The sequence below is a fragment of the Pseudomonas sp. BF-B-30 genome, assembly GCF_019956305.1.
GTDB lineage: Bacteria > Pseudomonadota > Gammaproteobacteria > Pseudomonadales > Pseudomonadaceae > Aquipseudomonas > Aquipseudomonas jessenii.
This window is the reverse complement of sequence record NZ_JAHBDG010000013.1, coordinates 87,284-103,899: the sequence shown is the minus strand read 5'-3', so window position 1 is coordinate 103,899 and position 16,616 is coordinate 87,284. Positions and strand designations below refer to the sequence as shown.

The 16,616-nt window shown below is 60.2% G+C and carries 15 protein-coding genes; 5 read left to right on the top strand and 10 right to left on the bottom strand.

Translation table 11 applies throughout. The annotated features are described in order from the left end of the window. Positions 1-72 precede the first annotated feature (72 nt). Positions 73-810 (bottom strand): substrate-binding periplasmic protein, encoded by a 738-nt coding sequence (locus KGB29_RS09580; protein WP_150813777.1) that lies wholly within the window; start codon positions 808-810, stop codon positions 73-75. Between the two features lie 258 nt (positions 811-1,068). Between KGB29_RS09580 and KGB29_RS09575 the strand changes: the two genes are divergently transcribed. Then, complete coding sequence (locus tag KGB29_RS09575; protein WP_057712970.1) at positions 1,069-1,521, top strand: GNAT family N-acetyltransferase; 453 nt, start codon at positions 1,069-1,071, stop codon at positions 1,519-1,521. 126 nt (positions 1,522-1,647) lie between these two features. Here the strand turns inward: KGB29_RS09575 and KGB29_RS09570 are convergent, their stop codons facing one another. The 3 genes from KGB29_RS09570 to KGB29_RS09560 are packed head-to-tail and all read right to left on the bottom strand — an operon-like array spanning position 1,648 to position 4,639. Next, positions 1,648-1,944, bottom strand: a complete 297-nt coding sequence (locus KGB29_RS09570; protein WP_090178776.1) for a helix-turn-helix domain-containing protein — start codon at positions 1,942-1,944, stop codon at positions 1,648-1,650. 37 nt (positions 1,945-1,981) lie between these two features. Further along, the gene (locus KGB29_RS09565) at positions 1,982-2,470 is read right to left on the bottom strand and encodes a YgjP-like metallopeptidase domain-containing protein (RefSeq protein ID WP_057712969.1); all 489 of its coding nucleotides are present in this window, start codon (positions 2,468-2,470) and stop codon (positions 1,982-1,984) included. Between the two features lie 45 nt (positions 2,471-2,515). Next, positions 2,516-4,639, bottom strand: a complete 2,124-nt coding sequence (locus KGB29_RS09560) for a putative bifunctional diguanylate cyclase/phosphodiesterase (RefSeq protein ID WP_150813776.1) — start codon at positions 4,637-4,639, stop codon at positions 2,516-2,518. 323 nt (positions 4,640-4,962) lie between these two features. Between KGB29_RS09560 and KGB29_RS09555 the strand changes: the two genes are divergently transcribed. After that, positions 4,963-5,631 (top strand): polysaccharide lyase family 7 protein, encoded by a 669-nt coding sequence (locus tag KGB29_RS09555; RefSeq protein ID WP_150813775.1) that lies wholly within the window; start codon positions 4,963-4,965, stop codon positions 5,629-5,631. Between the two features lie 193 nt (positions 5,632-5,824). Here KGB29_RS09555 and fba read toward each other — a convergent pair whose 3' ends face one another. The 6 genes from fba to tkt all read right to left on the bottom strand — a co-directional run bounded on the left by fba (position 5,825) and on the right by tkt (position 12,165). Continuing rightward, positions 5,825-6,889: a class II fructose-bisphosphate aldolase gene (gene fba / locus KGB29_RS09550; RefSeq protein ID WP_007981624.1), complete on the bottom strand. Its 1,065-nt coding sequence runs from the start codon at positions 6,887-6,889 to the stop codon at positions 5,825-5,827. A 253-nt stretch (positions 6,890-7,142) separates the two neighbouring features. Continuing rightward, on the bottom strand, positions 7,143-7,475 hold the full coding sequence (locus tag KGB29_RS09545) for an MliC family protein (RefSeq protein ID WP_150813773.1): 333 nt from the start codon (positions 7,473-7,475) through the stop codon (positions 7,143-7,145). Positions 7,476-7,531: 56 nt separating this feature from the next. Next, entirely contained in the window at positions 7,532-7,753 is a 222-nt protein-coding gene (locus tag KGB29_RS09540) for a hypothetical protein (protein ID WP_150813772.1), read from the bottom strand. Positions 7,754-7,788: 35 nt separating this feature from the next. Next, complete coding sequence (locus KGB29_RS09535) at positions 7,789-8,952, bottom strand: phosphoglycerate kinase (RefSeq protein ID WP_057712964.1); 1,164 nt, start codon at positions 8,950-8,952, stop codon at positions 7,789-7,791. A 12-nt stretch (positions 8,953-8,964) separates the two neighbouring features. Then, positions 8,965-10,017, bottom strand: coding sequence for an erythrose-4-phosphate dehydrogenase (gene epd / locus KGB29_RS09530; RefSeq protein ID WP_150813771.1), 1,053 nt, complete (start codon positions 10,015-10,017; stop codon positions 8,965-8,967). Positions 10,018-10,167: 150 nt separating this feature from the next. Then, entirely contained in the window at positions 10,168-12,165 is a 1,998-nt protein-coding gene (gene tkt, locus KGB29_RS09525; RefSeq protein ID WP_057712963.1) for a transketolase, read from the bottom strand. Positions 12,166-12,426: 261 nt separating this feature from the next. On the opposite strand from tkt, the gene KGB29_RS09520 reads away from it, so the two are divergent. The 3 genes from KGB29_RS09520 (at position 12,427) to ligB (ending at position 16,592) form a co-directional block, all read left to right on the top strand. Continuing rightward, on the top strand, positions 12,427-13,422 hold the full coding sequence (locus tag KGB29_RS09520) for an ArsR/SmtB family transcription factor (protein ID WP_057712962.1): 996 nt from the start codon (positions 12,427-12,429) through the stop codon (positions 13,420-13,422). Positions 13,423-13,440: 18 nt separating this feature from the next. Then, the gene (metK, locus tag KGB29_RS09515) at positions 13,441-14,631 is read left to right on the top strand and encodes a methionine adenosyltransferase (protein ID WP_008050251.1); all 1,191 of its coding nucleotides are present in this window, start codon (positions 13,441-13,443) and stop codon (positions 14,629-14,631) included. A gap of 281 nt (positions 14,632-14,912) precedes the next feature. Continuing rightward, the gene (ligB, locus tag KGB29_RS09510; protein WP_150815192.1) at positions 14,913-16,592 is read left to right on the top strand and encodes an NAD-dependent DNA ligase LigB; all 1,680 of its coding nucleotides are present in this window, start codon (positions 14,913-14,915) and stop codon (positions 16,590-16,592) included. Positions 16,593-16,616 lie beyond the last annotated feature (24 nt).

The window sequence follows — 16,616 nt, the reverse complement described above, 5'->3', positions numbered from 1 at the left end:
AAGATCTACTGTGGGAGCGAGCTTGCTCGCGATGAGGCCATCAGCAACAACACAGAAACTGGCTCAACCCACTCACATCCCATGCCGTTTCATCAACTTGTCATAACTCCCGTCTGCTTTCATGGCCGCGATCTCGCGGTCGAAACCGGCGACGATCCGTGCATGCTCGGGATTCTTCAGGCTGACGATGATGTGCAAGCTGTTCTCGCTCAATGCCTTGGGCAGGAACTCCACGGCGTTCCGCACCTTGGGTGACTCACGGGCCAGGTAGTAGCGGGCGACGAATTCATCTTCCAGCGTCAGCTTGACCCGGTCCGCCGCGAGCATGCGCACCGCCATGGCGAAACTGTGCACAGGGACTTTCTGCAACGACTCGTCGTTGTCGAACGGGGGCGAATAGGCGTATCCACGCACCACGGCAATCGGATAGGTGTGCAATTGCTGCAGGTTATTGAATTCAATGGGCGCGTCCTTGCGCTTGAGAAAGCGCACGCGATTGAGCAGGTACTCGCCGGAGAACTGGCCAAGCCTGGTCCGCTCCTCCGAGTACCAGGCGTTGACCAGCACGTCGTATCGACCCTCGCCCAATCCCATCAAGGCCCGTGCCCAGGGCACCTGTTCGAAATCACTGGCGTAGCCAGCCCTGGCGAGCGCGGTACTGACAATATCCGTCGCCAGACCACCGTTGACGAGCGTGGAATCGGTAAAGGGGGGCCAGGCATCAGCGACCAGCCGCAGTTTTTCTGCCGCCGCTCCCTGAACCAGCAACAGCAATCCAATCAAGGCCAAAGCTCGATGCAATCGCGGCATGCCAGAAAATCCTTAGCGGGCGGCTTGCCCGACGTGTTTTCAGCCAAAACCCCAAGGCCCCTGTACCGGCAAGGCCCGGGTACTCAACATTCGCTCATCGAAGCCATAGCACAGCGCTTCGATCCAGATTACACAAAGAAGACATCCGCGCGAAAAATGAATGATGGCATTTTGGCCTTTGTCACAGATTCTTCCGCCATAAAGACTTCTGGCGTGAGTGCGCTTAGTATCGGAACGACGTTTTCAGGGAATCAAAACATGACAGTCGACTGGATCTGCAAACACCACAGCGACCTGGGCAAGGAGCAGCTGTACGCCATTTTGCAGCTGCGTGCAGAAGTGTTCGTCGTAGAACAGAAATGCGTTTACCAGGATATCGATGGCCAGGATCTGGAAGGTGACACCCTCCACGTGATGGCCTGGGACGGTAACCGGCTGGTGGCCTACTTGCGCCTGCTTGACCCGCAATCACAGGGCGGCGATGTGGTGATCGGGCGGGTGATCATTGCACCCCAGGCACGCGGTGCCGGGCTGGGGCATGAGCTGATGGAACAGGCACTCAAACAGATCGAAAAATACTGGCCCGGTCTGCCGGTCTACCTCTCGGCCCAGGCGCATTTGCAGGGGTATTACGGGCGGTACGGGTTTGTCGTGGCGGGTGAGGAATATGTCGAGGATGGCATTCCACACATCGGGATGCGCCGCCCTTAAGGGCCTCTTCGCGAGCAAGCCCGCTCCCACATTTGATATCTATCGCACACGAAACCTGTGTTCACTGCTGATCTAATGTGGGAGCGGGCTTGCTCGCGAAGGCGTCGGTTAAATCACTGAAAGATTTCAGGGATACTCCAGCACCGCCTTGATCTGCCGCAGATTGCGCTCGATCCACCCGCGATCGATCGCACCCCACTCGCGAATCCGATAGCGCCCTGCATGGTTGCGCGCGCCCTCTTCCTGCTCGAACTCACAAATGATATCCAGATCCGCCAACGCCGCGATGGTGTCCTGTGCCGTGCGCCGGGGCATACCGGTGACTTCGGTCAGCGCCGGGACGCTGCTGGCCAGCCCGCTGTCGATCAAGTACGCCACGTACAACCGGCGATAGAAGCTGCTCTTGGTCTTGCTCACGTCCATCCAATGCTCCTTAAAAGGTCGCAGCCTGCGGCAGCTCCTACAGATCCCGCCACGTCAGGTACACCCGCACATCAAATTCCACCTGGTGATAACCCGGCAGCATGTGTTCGCACAGTTTGTAGAATGCCTTGTTGTGGTCCGATTCCTTGAAGTGCGCCAGCTCATGCACCACGATCATTTTCAGGAACTCGCAAGGCGCTTCCTTGAACAGCGAAGCGATGCGGATTTCCTTCTTGGCCTTGAGCTTGCCACCCTGCACCCGTGAAATCGTGGTGTGCAGGCCAAGGGCACGGTGGGTCAGGTCCAGACGGTTGTCGAACAGCACCTTGTCGATGGCCGGAGCGTTACGCAAGTACTCCTGCTTGAGGTCCAGAGCATAGGTGTACAGCGCCTTGTCGCTCTGCACCCCGTGCTTTTGCGGGTAACGCTGGTTCAGGTAATCGCCCAGCCGACCGTCGGCGATCAGCTGGCGCACCTGATCCTGCAAGGTGGCGGGATAGGCCTGGAGATATTTCAACACGGTCATCGGGGCGGCAATACAGGTCACTAAAAGGTCGCCAGTGTAGCGAATTCAGCGGGGCAGCGCGCTCCAGTCGAACGGCTGGACAAAGACCCCGGCGTCTTCGGCCATCATGGGCCGGGCTACCAGAAAACCTTGCACATATTCACAGCTGTTGGCTTGCAGCCATTCATACTGAGCGATGGTTTCCACCCCTTCGGCAATCACCAACATCCCGAACTGCTTGCACAGGTCGATCACACTGCGCACCAGCGCCGCATCCCTTGCCGAATCCGGCAACCGGGCGATCAAATGGCGGTCGATCTTCAGAGTATCCAGCGCCAAGTCGCGCAAGTGCGTCAGGGAGCAGAGTCCGGCCCCGAAGTCATCCAATGCCACTCGTACGCCCAGGTTGTGCAGCAGGCGCAACTGCTTGCGGGTTTCTTCGGGGTTGTGCATCAAGGCCTCTTCCGTGACCTCGACTTCCAGGTGACGCGGTTGCAGGCCATGACGCTCCAGCACCTGGCGCAACTCGGTGACCAGGTTGGGCATGCCGAACTGCGTACTGCTCAAGCTGACGCCGAGCACCAGGTCCTCGGCAAACAGGGACTCCCAGGCTTTGCGTTGCCCGGCGCCGCGATTGTAAATCCAGCTGCCCAGGCGACTGATCAGTCGCGCCTCCTCCAGCAATGGCAAAAACAGCCCCGGGGGGACATCGCCAACGCTCGGATGCTGCCAGCGCAACAAGGCCTCGAAGCCACGAATCCGCCCGTCGGCAATCGCAACCTGAGGCTGATACACCAGATTGAAATCCCGGTTCTCGATGGCCGTGCGCACACTTTCTTCCAGCATCAGCCGCGTGCGCGCCCGGCCGTTCATTTCATGATCGTAGAAGCGATATTGCTGGCGGCCGGCACGCTTGGCCTCGTACATGGCAATGTCGGCCGCCCGCATCATCCCGTCGAGATTGGCGCCACAATCAGGGAACGTGGCAATGCCGATGCTGGCACCCAGAGCGATATCGAGGCCGTCGATCTGCTGACAGATCGACACTCGCTCGATGAGCTTCTCGGCAATCTTCGCCGCCTGCTCGGGGAACTCCAGATCCAGCAGCGCGGTGAACTCGTCGCCGCCCATCCGCGCCAGAGTGTCGAAGGGCCGCAGGCAAGCCTTCAACTGTTCGGAGACCCAGCGCAGCACCCGATCGCCGGCATCGTGCCCGAGCGAATCATTGACTCGCTTGAAGCCGTCGAGGTCCAGATACATCAAAACCCAGGAGCGGTCGGAACGCTCACCGCGCAACAGCAGGTTCTCTACGGTCTGGTAGAAACCCCGGCGGTTGAGCAATCCGCTCAGCGGATCGGTGACCGCCTGAAACTCCAGTTGCTGATGCAGATGGCGCACCACCGACATGTCCAGCACGGTCACGACCATCGCATGTTGCTCGGCGGGCAATGGCGCGCAGGACAAGGCCACCGGCACTTGCTGCCCGGGCGCCGTACGTAGCAGGGCATCGTGCAGGCGCAGGGTTTCGCCGCGTTTGTATCCGGCCAGCAACTCGGAATCGGCCCAGATCGGGATATGCGGTTTTTGCAGGTAGTCCAGAAACTCCTTGCCTTGCAGTTCCTGCACCGTGGCATTGAGCAACCGTGACATCGCCGGATTGGCAAAACGAATCAGACCGTCCTCACCCAATACCAGAATGCCTTCGGCTGCGTTTTCCAGCACCGACGCATTAAAGGCACGAGCCGCTTCCAGATCATGACTCAGGCGCTGCAAGGCCCTGCGGTTACGCTGGTGCTCGAGCAACGCCTGGACCTTGGGCGTAAAGACCTGTGGGTCGAACGGCTTGAACAGATAATCCACCGCACCACTGGCATAGCCCTTGATCACGGCATCCTGGGACTGTTCGTTGGCGGTCAGGAAAATGATCGGCGTCAGACGGGTCCGCTGGCTACCGCGCATCAGGCGCGCCACTTCATACCCGTCCATGTCCGGCATCTGCACGTCCAGCAGCACCAGGTCGATATCGTGCTCAAGTAACAAGCCGAGGGCCTCGAAACCCGAGGTGGCAGTAATGACCCGCCAGCCCTGGCGCTGTAACAACGCGCGCATGCTGATCAGGTTTTCGGGGTAATCGTCGACGACTAAAAGGGTTGAGCCGCCTTCTACTGGCGTGGGTTGCGCGCATTCCATGCTGCTTCTCTAATTGCGGGGTGTCAGGCCGGTTTCTCGTGAAAACCGGACACATACTGCGCCTTCACTCTAGACCCGGTTCTGCAAAAGCAGAAGGTGTCAGTAAGCCATCATTTAATCATAGTGTCTTTTTACCGACTAACGGTCGATGGTTCAGGCGATGGAAACCTGGAAAGATGTCGCTTCGACAGGATGTTGACGTCAGCCACCCGTCAGACGGGCATTAACAAAATCTCCCGCTACGCTTATAAAGGCCGCCCCCGAAGGTGCGGGCTAGAGCTTCTGGCACGTCCGTGCAGCATGAATCAAGTGGAAGAACCGACATGATCGATCTTGCAACCTGGAACCTCAGCGTCCCCGTTGGCAGCCCGCCGTACACCGTCGAAACCGCCAAACTGGTGGACGGTTTCAAGGATCAATACTTCCATTCCGACACCGGCACACTGTTTTTCTGGTCGCCCGTGACCGGCTCCCGTACCGAAAACGCAATTTACCCACGTACCGAATTGCGTGAAACCTACAGCAACGGCACGTTGAAAAACTGGTACTACCCGGAAGCCGACAATTTGTTGTATGCCACTCTGGCAGTGAACCAGGTGCCGAGTTCCGGGAAAATCGTCATCGGCCAGATCCATGCCTATCAAAGCCAGAAACCTCTGGTGAAGGTTGAATACCAATACAAGACCAGCACAGGCACCGGCAATATCGTCGCCAAGGTCCGGATGCATCCCGATGACGATACAGGCCGGGTGATCATCGTTGCGACGGGGGTGAAACTCGACCAGGAGTTCAACTACCTCATTCACCTCAGCCCCGGTGGCGCCTTGGGCATCAGCGCGGCAGGTTATCAATGGGATACGCAAATCAGCACAACCTGGCGTGACAAACCGCTGTATTTCAAGGCCGGGGTCTATGTACAGGACAACACCGGGTACACCACTGAAGGCGGCAAAGTGACCTTCAGCAAGCTGGATATCGATCACAACAATTGATATCGAGGCACTGTTGATCTGGTGGGAGCGGGCTTGCTCGCGAAGGCGTAGTGTCAGACGAAATTAATGTTGAATGACACACCGCTTTCGCGAGCAAGCCCGCTCCCACACTGACCGCGTCGATCCTGGATCATCGCCCATAAAAAACCCGCCTGTCTCGGCGGGTTTTTTATGGGGCTCAAACGCGAAAGGCTTAGTTGACCTTGGCGTTCAACTCACCTTTCAGGTAACGCTGATACATGCCTTCCAGCGAGATCGCCTTGATTTTCGAAGCGTTGCCGGCAGTACCGAAGGCTTCGTAGCGAGCGATACACACGTCGCGCATGGCGGTGACGGTGGCGCCGAAGAATTTACGTGGGTCGAACTCGCTCGGGTTGGTGGCCATCAGGCGACGCATTGCGCCAGTGGACGCCAGGCGCAGGTCGGTGTCGATGTTGACTTTGCGCACGCCGTGCTTGATGCCTTCGACGATTTCTTCAACCGGTACGCCGTAGGTTTCCTTGATGTCGCCGCCGTACTGGTTGATGATCGCCAGCCACTCTTGCGGAACCGAAGACGAACCGTGCATCACCAGGTGAGTGTTCGGAATGCGCTTGTGGATTTCTTTGATACGGTCGATGGCCAGCACGTCGCCGGTAGGCGGCTTGGTGAACTTGTAGGCGCCGTGGCTGGTGCCGATGGCGATGGCCAGGGCATCCACCTGAGTGCGTTTTACGAAGTCAGCGGCTTCTTCCGGGTCGGTCAGCATCTGGCTGTGATCCAGGACGCCTTCGGCGCCGATGCCGTCTTCTTCACCGGCCATGCCGGTTTCCAGCGAACCCAGGCAGCCCAGCTCGCCTTCTACCGAAACGCCACAGGCGTGAGCCATGGCTACGGTTTGTTGGGTCACACGGACGTTGTAGTCGTAGTCGGTCGGGGTCTTGCCGTCTTCACCCAGGGAGCCGTCCATCATCACCGAGCTGAAGCCCAGCTGGATGGAGCGCTGGCAGACGTCCGGGCTGGTGCCGTGGTCCTGGTGCATGCACACCGGGATGTGCGGGAATTCTTCGATGGCTGCCAGGATCAGGTGACGCAGGAACGGTGCACCGGCGTATTTGCGAGCACCGGCCGAAGCCTGGACGATCACCGGGGAGTCAGTCTTGTCAGCGGCTTCCATGATGGCGCGCATCTGCTCAAGGTTGTTGACGTTGAAGGCTGGAACGCCGTAGCCGAACTCGGCTGCGTGGTCCAGCATCTGGCGCATGCTGATAAGTGCCATTGTGTATATCTCTCCCGGTTGAGGGTCGTTAATCGTGCCAGCCTGCCGTAGCGGCGGCGGCTATTCAAGTTATTGCAGATCGGGGGTTGAGCCCGGGCTGCGAATTCGGTGTTGCATCAATCTCAATCACGACACAAAACAACTGTGGGAGCGGGCTTGCTCGCGAATGCGATTTAACATTCAACATTTATGCAAGCTGATCTACCGCTTTCGCGAGCAAGCCCGCTCCCACATTGGGTCCGTGGTGTTTCAGTTATTGCGCCTTACAACCGCGGCCAATCAAATCATTGGTGGCGACCCAGTAAACCAGGCCTTCCTCACCTTTTATGTGAAACGCCAGCATGTCGTTGCTGTACAGCGAACCCGATGCACCCGGCTCCTGTTTCAAGCGGTAGACCTGATCGGCACCGCCCAGACGCACGTCGACTTCCCTAAGGCTGTCGTCGGTGTAGCGCCACAACACTTTGGCCTGGCTGTCGCAGGTCCAGGTGGTCCAGTTATCCACAGGCGCGGACGACTGGAACGGGTTCAACTGAGCACAACCAGCCAACAGCGCCAGCGCCGTAACGGCGATAAAACCTTTCATCCATGTCCCTCGACTGACGGCACACGCCGCCAGCCCTGAGTAAAGAGTCAGACCCGTCAAGGGCAGCCATGTTCCTTGGCGGGTGCCCGGGTCTCGTATTTGTCCAGGCCCTCGGGCCCGGAGCGCTTGTTGAGCACCGGGTTGGTTTCCGCCTGCCAGTCGGCCTGATAACAGCCGTTGCGCGACGCGGGCGCCTCGGGTTCCGGCGTGGCTTTCGGGCTGCTCCCGCAAGCCGCCAGTGAACCCGCGACGATCAACAGCGCTAACGTCTTGACCATGTCAACACTCCCTTGCCTGGTCAAACGGGCGACCCTCAGGCCTTGGCCCGGCTTTCCAGGACTTCAACGGCTGGCAGGACCTTGCCTTCGACGAATTCGAGGAACGCACCGCCACCGGTAGAAATGTAGGAGATCTGCTCTGCCACGCCATACTTGTCGATGGCCGCCAGGGTGTCGCCACCGCCGGCAATGGAGAACGCCGCGCTGTCCGCGATGGCCTGGGCCAGCACCTTGGTGCCATTGCCGAACTGATCGAATTCGAACACGCCGACCGGACCGTTCCACAGGATAGTCTTGGACGACTTCAGCAGCTCGGCGAAATTCGCCGCGGTCTGCGGACCGATGTCCAGGATCATGTCGTCGGCAGCGACGTCAGCGATCAGCTTGACGGTCGCAGCGGCGCTTTCCGCGAATTCCTTGGCAACCACTACGTCCACTGGCAGCGGTACGCTGACCTTGGCGGCGATGGCGCGAGCGGTGTCCAGCAGGTCCGGCTCGTACAGGGATTTACCGACCGGGTGACCGGCAGCGGCCAGGAAAGTGTTGGCAATGCCGCCACCAACGATCAACTGGTTGCAGATCTGGCTCAGGCTGTTCAGCACGTCGAGTTTGGTCGACACCTTGGAGCCGGCAACAATAGCCGCCATCGGCTGGGCCGGGGCACCCAGGGCTTTGCCCAGAGCGTCCAGTTCAGCGGCCAGCAGCGGGCCGGCAGCAGCGACTTTGGCGAACTTGGCCACGCCGTGGGTCGAACCCTCGGCACGGTGAGCAGTGCCGAAGGCGTCCATCACGAACACGTCGCACAGGGCGGCGTATTGCTGGGCCAGTTCGTCAGCGTTCTTTTTCTCGCCTTTGTTGAAGCGCACGTTTTCGAACAGCACGATGTCGCCCGCTTTCACGTCAACACCGCCCAGGTAATCGGCCACCAGCGGCACTTCACGACCCAGAGCACGGCTCAGGTAGTCGGCGACTGGCTTGAGGCTGTTCTCGGCCGAGAACTCGCCTTCGGTCGGACGGCCAAGGTGCGAGCAGACCATCACGGCCGCGCCTTTTTCCAGGGCCAGCTTGATGGTCGGCAGCGAGGCCAGGATACGCGCATCGCTGGTGACAACACCGTCCTTGACTGGAACGTTGAGGTCTTCGCGGATCAATACGCGCTTACCTTGCAGATCGAGGTCGGACATCTTCAACACGGTCATGGGTCGCACTTCCTACGGTTTTTTTGAAGTTGCTGTTTGCAGATAGTGTTCTGCAACGTCCAGCATTCGGTTGGCAAAACCCCATTCATTGTCGAACCAGGCCAGGATGTTCACCAGCCGAGGGCCGGAAACGCGGGTCTGACTGGCATCGACGATCGCCGAATGTGGGTCATGGTTGAAATCACAGCTTGCGTGGGGTAGCTCGGTGTAGGCCAGCAGGCCTTTGAGCGGGCCGCTGGTGGCGGCTTCGCGCAGGATCCGGTTGACCTCGGTGGCGTCGGTCGCGGTGGCGGTCTGCATCGTGATATCGAGGCAGGACACGTTGACCGTCGGCACCCGCACGGCTTTGGCCTGAATTCGTCCGGCAAGTTCCGGCAGCAGGCGCTCGATACCTCGCGCCAGACCGGTGGACACCGGAATCACCGACTGGAACGCCGAACGGGTACGGCGCAGGTCTTCGTGGTGATAGGCATCGATGACCGGCTGATCGTTCATCGCCGAGTGAATGGTGGTGATCGACACGTAGTCCAGACCAATGGCCTGATTCAGCAGGCGCAACAGCGGCACGCCGCAGTTGGTGGTGCAGGACGCGTTGGACACCAGCAATTCGTCGCCGGTCAGGCAGTCCTGGTTCACGCCGTAGACGATGGTCGCGTCAACGTCCGTCTCGCTGGCCATCGGCTGGGAAAACAACACACGCGGGGCGCCGGCGTCGAGGAAACGCTGGCCGTCTTCGCGAGTGTGATAAGCGCCGGAGCACTCCAGCACCAGATCGACGCCCAGGGACGCCCAATCGATGCCTTCGGGGGTGGCACTGCGCAGGACCTTCACGCAGTCGCCATTAATATGCAGACAATCGCCCTCGACCTTCACTTCGCCGGGGAACCGGCCATGGGTGGAGTCAAAGCGTGTCAGGTATTCGATACTGGCCATGTCCGCCAGATCGTTGATCGCGACAATCTCGAACCCGGCCTTGTCGCCTCGCTCGAACAACGCACGCAAGACGCAACGACCAATCCGGCCGTAGCCGTTGAGTGCAACTTTGTAGGGACGCGGTTGAGGCATGGGATTCTCGATTACCGTGGTGAATCTGTCATCGCAGCGTTGACCGAACCACCGTCTTCGCGAGCAAGCCCGCTCCCACAGGGAAATGCATTCCAATGTGGGAGCGGGCTTGCTCGCGAAGGCGGCAGTCCGGATGACGCAACTTCTGGATCAGTCTTCCAGCAGCTCTTCAGCCTGACCCAGGATGTTTTCCAGGGTGAAGCCGAACTCTTCGAACAAGGCCGGCGCAGGCGCCGACTCGCCGTAGGTGGTCATGCCGATCACGCGGCCTTCCAGGCCCACGTACTTGTACCAGTAGTCGGCGTGGGAAGCTTCGATGGCGATACGGGCGCTGACCTGCAACGGCAGGACCGATTGCTTGTAGCCGGCGTCCTGGGCATCGAACACGCTGGTGCACGGCATGGAAACCACACGCACCTTGCGGCCCTGCTCGGTCAGTTTGTCGAAGGCCTGAACGGCCAGGCCGACTTCCGAGCCGGTGGCGATCAGGATCAGCTCAGGCTCGCCTGCGCAGTCCTTCAACACGTAACCGCCACGCGCGATCTCTTCGATCTGAATCGCATTGCGGGTTTGGTGCTGCAGGTTCTGACGCGAGAAGATCAGGGCTGAAGGACCGTCCTTGCGCTCCAATGCGCACTTCCAGCTCACCGCCGACTCAACGGCGTCGGCTGGGCGCCAGGTATCGAGGTTCGGCGTGCAGCGCAGGCTGGCCAGTTGCTCGATTGGCTGGTGAGTCGGGCCGTCTTCGCCCAGACCGATGGAGTCGTGGGTGTAGACGTGGATCACCCGCTGCTTCATCAGGGCCGACATGCGCACCGCGTTACGCGCGTATTCCATGAACATCAGGAAGGTCGCGCCGTAAGGCACCAGGCCGCCGTGCAGGGCAACGCCGTTCATGATCGCGGTCATGCCGAACTCGCGCACGCCGTAGTACATGTAGTTGCCGCTGGCATCTTCGGCGGTAACACCTTTGCAACCTTTCCACAGGGTCAGGTTGGAACCGGCCAGGTCAGCCGAACCGCCGAGGAACTCAGGCAGCAACGGGCCGAACGCATTCAGGGCGTTCTGACTGGCTTTACGGCTGGCGATGGTTTCGCCCTTGGCCGCCACTTCGGCGATATAGGCCGAGGCTTTTTCGCTGAAGTCAGCTGGCAGGTCACCGCTCAGACGACGCACCAGTTCGTTGGCTTCAGTCGGGAACGCGGCGGAGTAAGCAGAGAAACGCTGGTCCCACTCGGCTTCAACAGCGCGACCGGCTTCCTTGGCGTCCCACTCGGCATAGATATCGGCCGGGATTTCGAATGGGCCGTGATTCCATTTCAGCGCCGCACGGGTCAGGGCGATTTCCGCGTCACCCAGCGGGGCGCCATGGCAATCTTCCTTGCCTTGCTTGTTCGGAGAACCGAAACCGATGGTGGTCTTGCAGCAGATCAGGGTTGGCTGCTCGCTTTTACGTGCAGTGTCGATCGCCGTCTTGATCTCTTCCGGGTCGTGACCATCGACATTGCGGATCACTTGCCAGTTGTAGGACTCAAAACGCTTCGGGGTGTCGTCGGTGAACCAGCCTTCGACTTCGCCATCGATGGAGATGCCGTTGTCATCGTAGAAGGCGATCAGCTTGCCCAGGCCCAGGGTACCGGCCAGGGAAGCGACTTCGTGGGAAATGCCTTCCATCATGCAGCCATCACCCAGGAACACATAGGTGTGGTGATCGACGATGTTGTGGCCAGGACGGTTGAACTGCGCCGCCATGACTTTTTCAGCCAGGGCAAAACCCACGGCGTTGGCCAGGCCCTGGCCCAGTGGACCGGTGGTGGTTTCTACGCCCGGGGTGTAGCCGAGTTCCGGGTGGCCCGGGGTGCGGCTGTGCAGTTGACGGAACTGCTTGAGGTCATCGATCGACAGGTCGTAGCCGGTCAGGTGCAGCAGCGAGTAGATCAGCATCGAGCCGTGGCCGTTGGACAGCACGAAGCGGTCACGGTCGGCAAACGATGGATTGCTCGGGTTGTGCTTGAGGTAGTCGCGCCAAAGTACTTCGGCGATATCTGCCATACCCATAGGGGCACCGGGATGGCCGCTGTTGGCTTTTTGCACGGCATCCATGCTGAGGGCACGAATGGCGTTGGCACGCTCACGACGGCTAGGCATCGCTGTTCTCCTGGGGGCTTGATTAAAACGAAACGGAAAAAAGGCGAGCATTTTCCCTCACCGGGCCGCCTCGGGGCAATGACAGATAGTCATCTGAAGGCGTTTTTCCAATGGATAACGACGTATTCGCCTGGTGAAACCTTTCCGCGGTCCGATTGTTGACAAAAGCTAACGTCGAGAAGTGCCATCTATCGAGCAATATCAAAACTTTTTGATATTGCTCTTGCGATACCTTCGACCCGTGACTAGACTGCCGGCCTTATGAATTTACGCGTGCCCTCCATTCAACATGACGATTGCGATGAGCTGGCGGCCTTGTGCAAGGCTGGCGGCGATCCCCTGCGGTTGAATGTCTTGCGCGCACTGGCCAATGACTCGTTCGGCGTACTGGAACTGGCGCAGATCTTCGGCATCGGCCAGTCAGGCATGAGCCACCACCTCAAGGTACTGGCACAGGCCGACCTGGTGGCAACGCGCCGCGAGGGCAACGCGATTTTCTACCGTCGCGCGCTACCCCACACCGAACTGCTGGGCGGCAAACTGCACGCAGCATTGCTCGAAGAAGTGGACAACCTGACGCTGCCGACCGACGTACAGTCGCGCATCACCCAGGTCCATGGGCAACGTGCGGCGGCCAGCCAGGATTTTTTCTCAAGGGTTGCGGAGAAGTTTCGCGCCCAGCAAGACTTGATCGCCGGCCTGCCGCAATACCGCGAAAGCGTGGTGGCCCTGCTCGACAAGCTGAGCTTCGACAAAGACGCCACGGCCATTGAAGTCGGCCCCGGCGATGGCGCATTCCTGCCGGACCTGGCGCGCCGCTTCGCGCAAGTCACGGCGCTGGATAACAGCAGCGCGATGCTCGAACTGGCGCGCCAGGTCTGCGAACGCGACAAGCTGACTAACGTTAGCCTGCAACTGGCCGATGCTTTGAACGGCGTCAGCCTCAAGGCCGATTGCGTGGTACTGAACATGGTGCTGCACCATTTTGCCGCACCGGCCGATGCGCTCAAGCACATGGCCCATTTGCTGCAACCAGGCGGTAGCCTGTTAGTGACAGAGTTATGTAGCCACAACCAGAGTTGGGCCAAGGAGGCCTGCGGTGATCTCTGGCTGGGGTTTGAACAGGACGATCTGGCCCGTTGGGCCACCGCTGCGGGACTCGTTCCCGGGGAAAGCCTCTATGTAGGCTTACGTAATGGTTTCCAGATCCAGGTCCGCCATTTTCAGCGACCGGCTGGCGACACTCACCATCGGTAATTTCAGGAAAACATCGAGATGAGCGAATACTCCCTTTTCACCTCCGAGTCCGTGTCTGAAGGGCATCCGGACAAAATCGCCGACCAGATTTCTGATGCGGTGCTGGACGCCATCATTGCTGAAGACAAGTTCGCCCGTGTGGCGTGCGAGACTCTGGTGAAAACGGGCGTGGCGATCATCGCCGGCGAAGTCACCACTTCCGCCTGGGTTGACCTGGAGCAGATCGTTCGTGACGTGATCACCAACATCGGCTACACCAGCTCCGACGTCGGCTTCGACGGCGCGACCTGCGGCGTGATGAACATCATCGGCAAGCAGTCCCCTGACATCAACCAGGGTGTCGACCGTGCCAAGCCTGAAGATCAGGGCGCCGGCGACCAGGGCCTGATGTTCGGCTACGCCAGCAATGAAACCGACGTGCTGATGCCTGCACCGATCACCTTCTCGCACCAGCTGGTACAGCGCCAGGCCGAAGCCCGTAAATCCGGCCTGCTGCCTTGGCTGCGCCCGGACGCCAAGTCGCAAGTGACCTGCCGTTACGAAAACGGCAAGGTTGTCGGTATCGATGCCGTCGTTCTGTCGACCCAGCACAACCCGGAAGTGTCGTACAACGACCTGCGCGAAGGCGTGATGGAGCTGATCGTCAAGCACGTGCTGCCTGCCGAACTGCTGAGCAAGGACACCCAGTTCCACATCAACCCGACCGGCCAGTTCATCATCGGCGGCCCAGTGGGTGACTGCGGTCTGACCGGTCGCAAGATCATTGTCGACAGCTACGGCGGCATGGCCCGTCACGGCGGTGGCGCGTTCTCCGGTAAAGATCCATCGAAGGTTGACCGTTCGGCGGCCTACGCCGGTCGTTACGTGGCCAAGAACATCGTTGCCGCCGGCCTGGCCGAGCGTTGCGAGATTCAGGTGTCCTACGCCATCGGCGTTGCCCAGCCGACTTCGATCTCGCTGAACACCTTCGGTACCGGCAAGATCAGCGATGACAAGATCGTCAAACTGGTCCGCGAAGTGTTCGACCTGCGTCCATACGCGATCACCACCATGCTCGACCTGCTGCACCCGATGTATCAGGAAACCGCTGCGTACGGCCACTTCGGTCGCACCCCGGCGACCAAGACCGTTGGTGACGACACCTTCACCACGTTCACCTGGGAAAAAACCGACCGCGCCGACGCCCTGCGTTCTGCTGCCGGCCTGTAAGATTCCCCCGCAACACCCGAAGCCCCGCACGGTTCGCGCCCTGCGGGGCTTTTTATTGGCATTCGCTTTACACCGTATCGAGGCCTTCGCGAGCAAGCCCGCTCCCACAGTTGATCTTTGGTGTGACAAAGATCCATGGGCAAACGCAATTCCCTGTGGGAGCGAGCTTGCTCGCGATGAGGCCAGCACAACCACCAGAAATACCCGGCAAAACACCCTCTCGCTGCGCCAACTGATACTGACCTAGCCTTCACGCACCTCACCGAGCAAGGACGCTCAAGATGCTTCCCGACCTGCGCCTGTTTTTCGCCGCTCTACTGACCCTTGCCTACCTGACCGCCAGCGCCGCCGAGTGCCCGGACTGGCCACCAGAACGCGCCCGGAACGAAGTCGGCAAACTGCAACAACAAATCGACCTCTGGGACGACAGCTATCACCGCCTGGGACGCTCACTGGTCGCCGATGAACTCTACGACCAGTCCCGTGCGCGACTCACCCAATGGCGCCACTGCTTTAACCTGAGCCCGCCCGCAGACCCCTTGCGCACTGCGCGCGGTACGCTGCCCCACCCCATCGCCCACACCGGCCTGGACAAACTGCACGATCAGCCCGCCGTGGAAAAATGGCTGCGTGACCGGGTCGACGTCTGGGTCCAGCCTAAAATCGATGGCGTGGCGGTGACCCTGGTTTACCGCAGCGGCCTGTTGGCCCAGGCAATCAGCCGCGGCGACGGCCAAAGCGGCCAGGACTGGACGGTTCCTGCACGGCAGATTCCGGCCATCCCGCAACGGCTATCTCAGGCCTGGGACTTGATCGTGCAAGGCGAACTGTATTGGCGCCTGACCGATCACGTGCAGGCCCGGGCCGGTAGCCTCAATGCTCGTGGCTCGGTGGCCGGTCTGATGGCACGCAAGGTCTTGAGCGCCGAACAGGCCGTCGGCATCGACCTGTTTGTCTGGGACTGGCCCCAAGGACCGGCGAGCGTACCCGAGCGTGCCGCGGCGCTGACTGCGCTGGGCTTCCCGAGTACCACTGCATACAGCCAGCCCATCGCCTCCGTCATTGATGCCGAACGCTGGCGCGAGCACTGGTATCGTTCCCCCTTGCCCTTTGCCAGCGACGGCATCGTCCTGCGCCAGAATCAGCGCCCAGCCGCCGAACGCTGGCAAGCCAGGTCACCCTACTGGGCCATCGCCTGGAAATACCCCTTCGCCCAGGCACTGGCCGAAGTCCGCCAGGTTCACTTCAAAATCGGCCGGACCGGGCGGATCACTCCGGTTCTTGAACTGACCCCGGTAAAGCTCGATGACCGGCAGATCAAGCACGTCAGCGTCGGTTCGTTGCAACGCTGGCAGACGCTGGACATCCGCCCGGGTGACCAGGTCGCCATCAGCCTGGCCGGGCTGACCATTCCCAGGCTCGATAGGGTTGTATTGCGCAGCAGCGAACGCGCCGAATTGAACGCGCCGCGGGCAGAGGACTTTCATTCATTGAGTTGCTGGCAACCGACTCCGGGCTGTGAGAGCCAGTTTCTCGCGCGCCTGACCTGGCTCAGCAGCAAACAAGGCCTGGCGCTGCCCAATGTGGGTCCGGGCACCTGGGAAAAACTTCTTGCAACAGGTCGGCTGAACGGCCTGTTGGATTGGTTGACCCTCGATGCCCAAGAGCTTGCTACCATTGACGGTTTCGGCGAGCGCAGCGCGGCTCGTCTTGCGGACAGCTTCAACCGAGCCCGGCAACGCCCGTTCGCGCACTGGCTGAAAGCCTTGGGATTGCCGCCGACAGGTCAGGCGCATCTCGGCGATTCATGGCTGGTACTGGCGCAGCGAGACATCGAACAATGGCGGGCCGAGGCCGATATCGGGCCAGGGCGCGCGGCGCAACTGAGCGCTTTTTTCCGCGATCCGCAGGTACTGGGCTTGAGTGAAACGTTACGTGATGCGGGGATTGACGGCTTTTAGCTGCCGGCCCTGCGCCCACCGGGA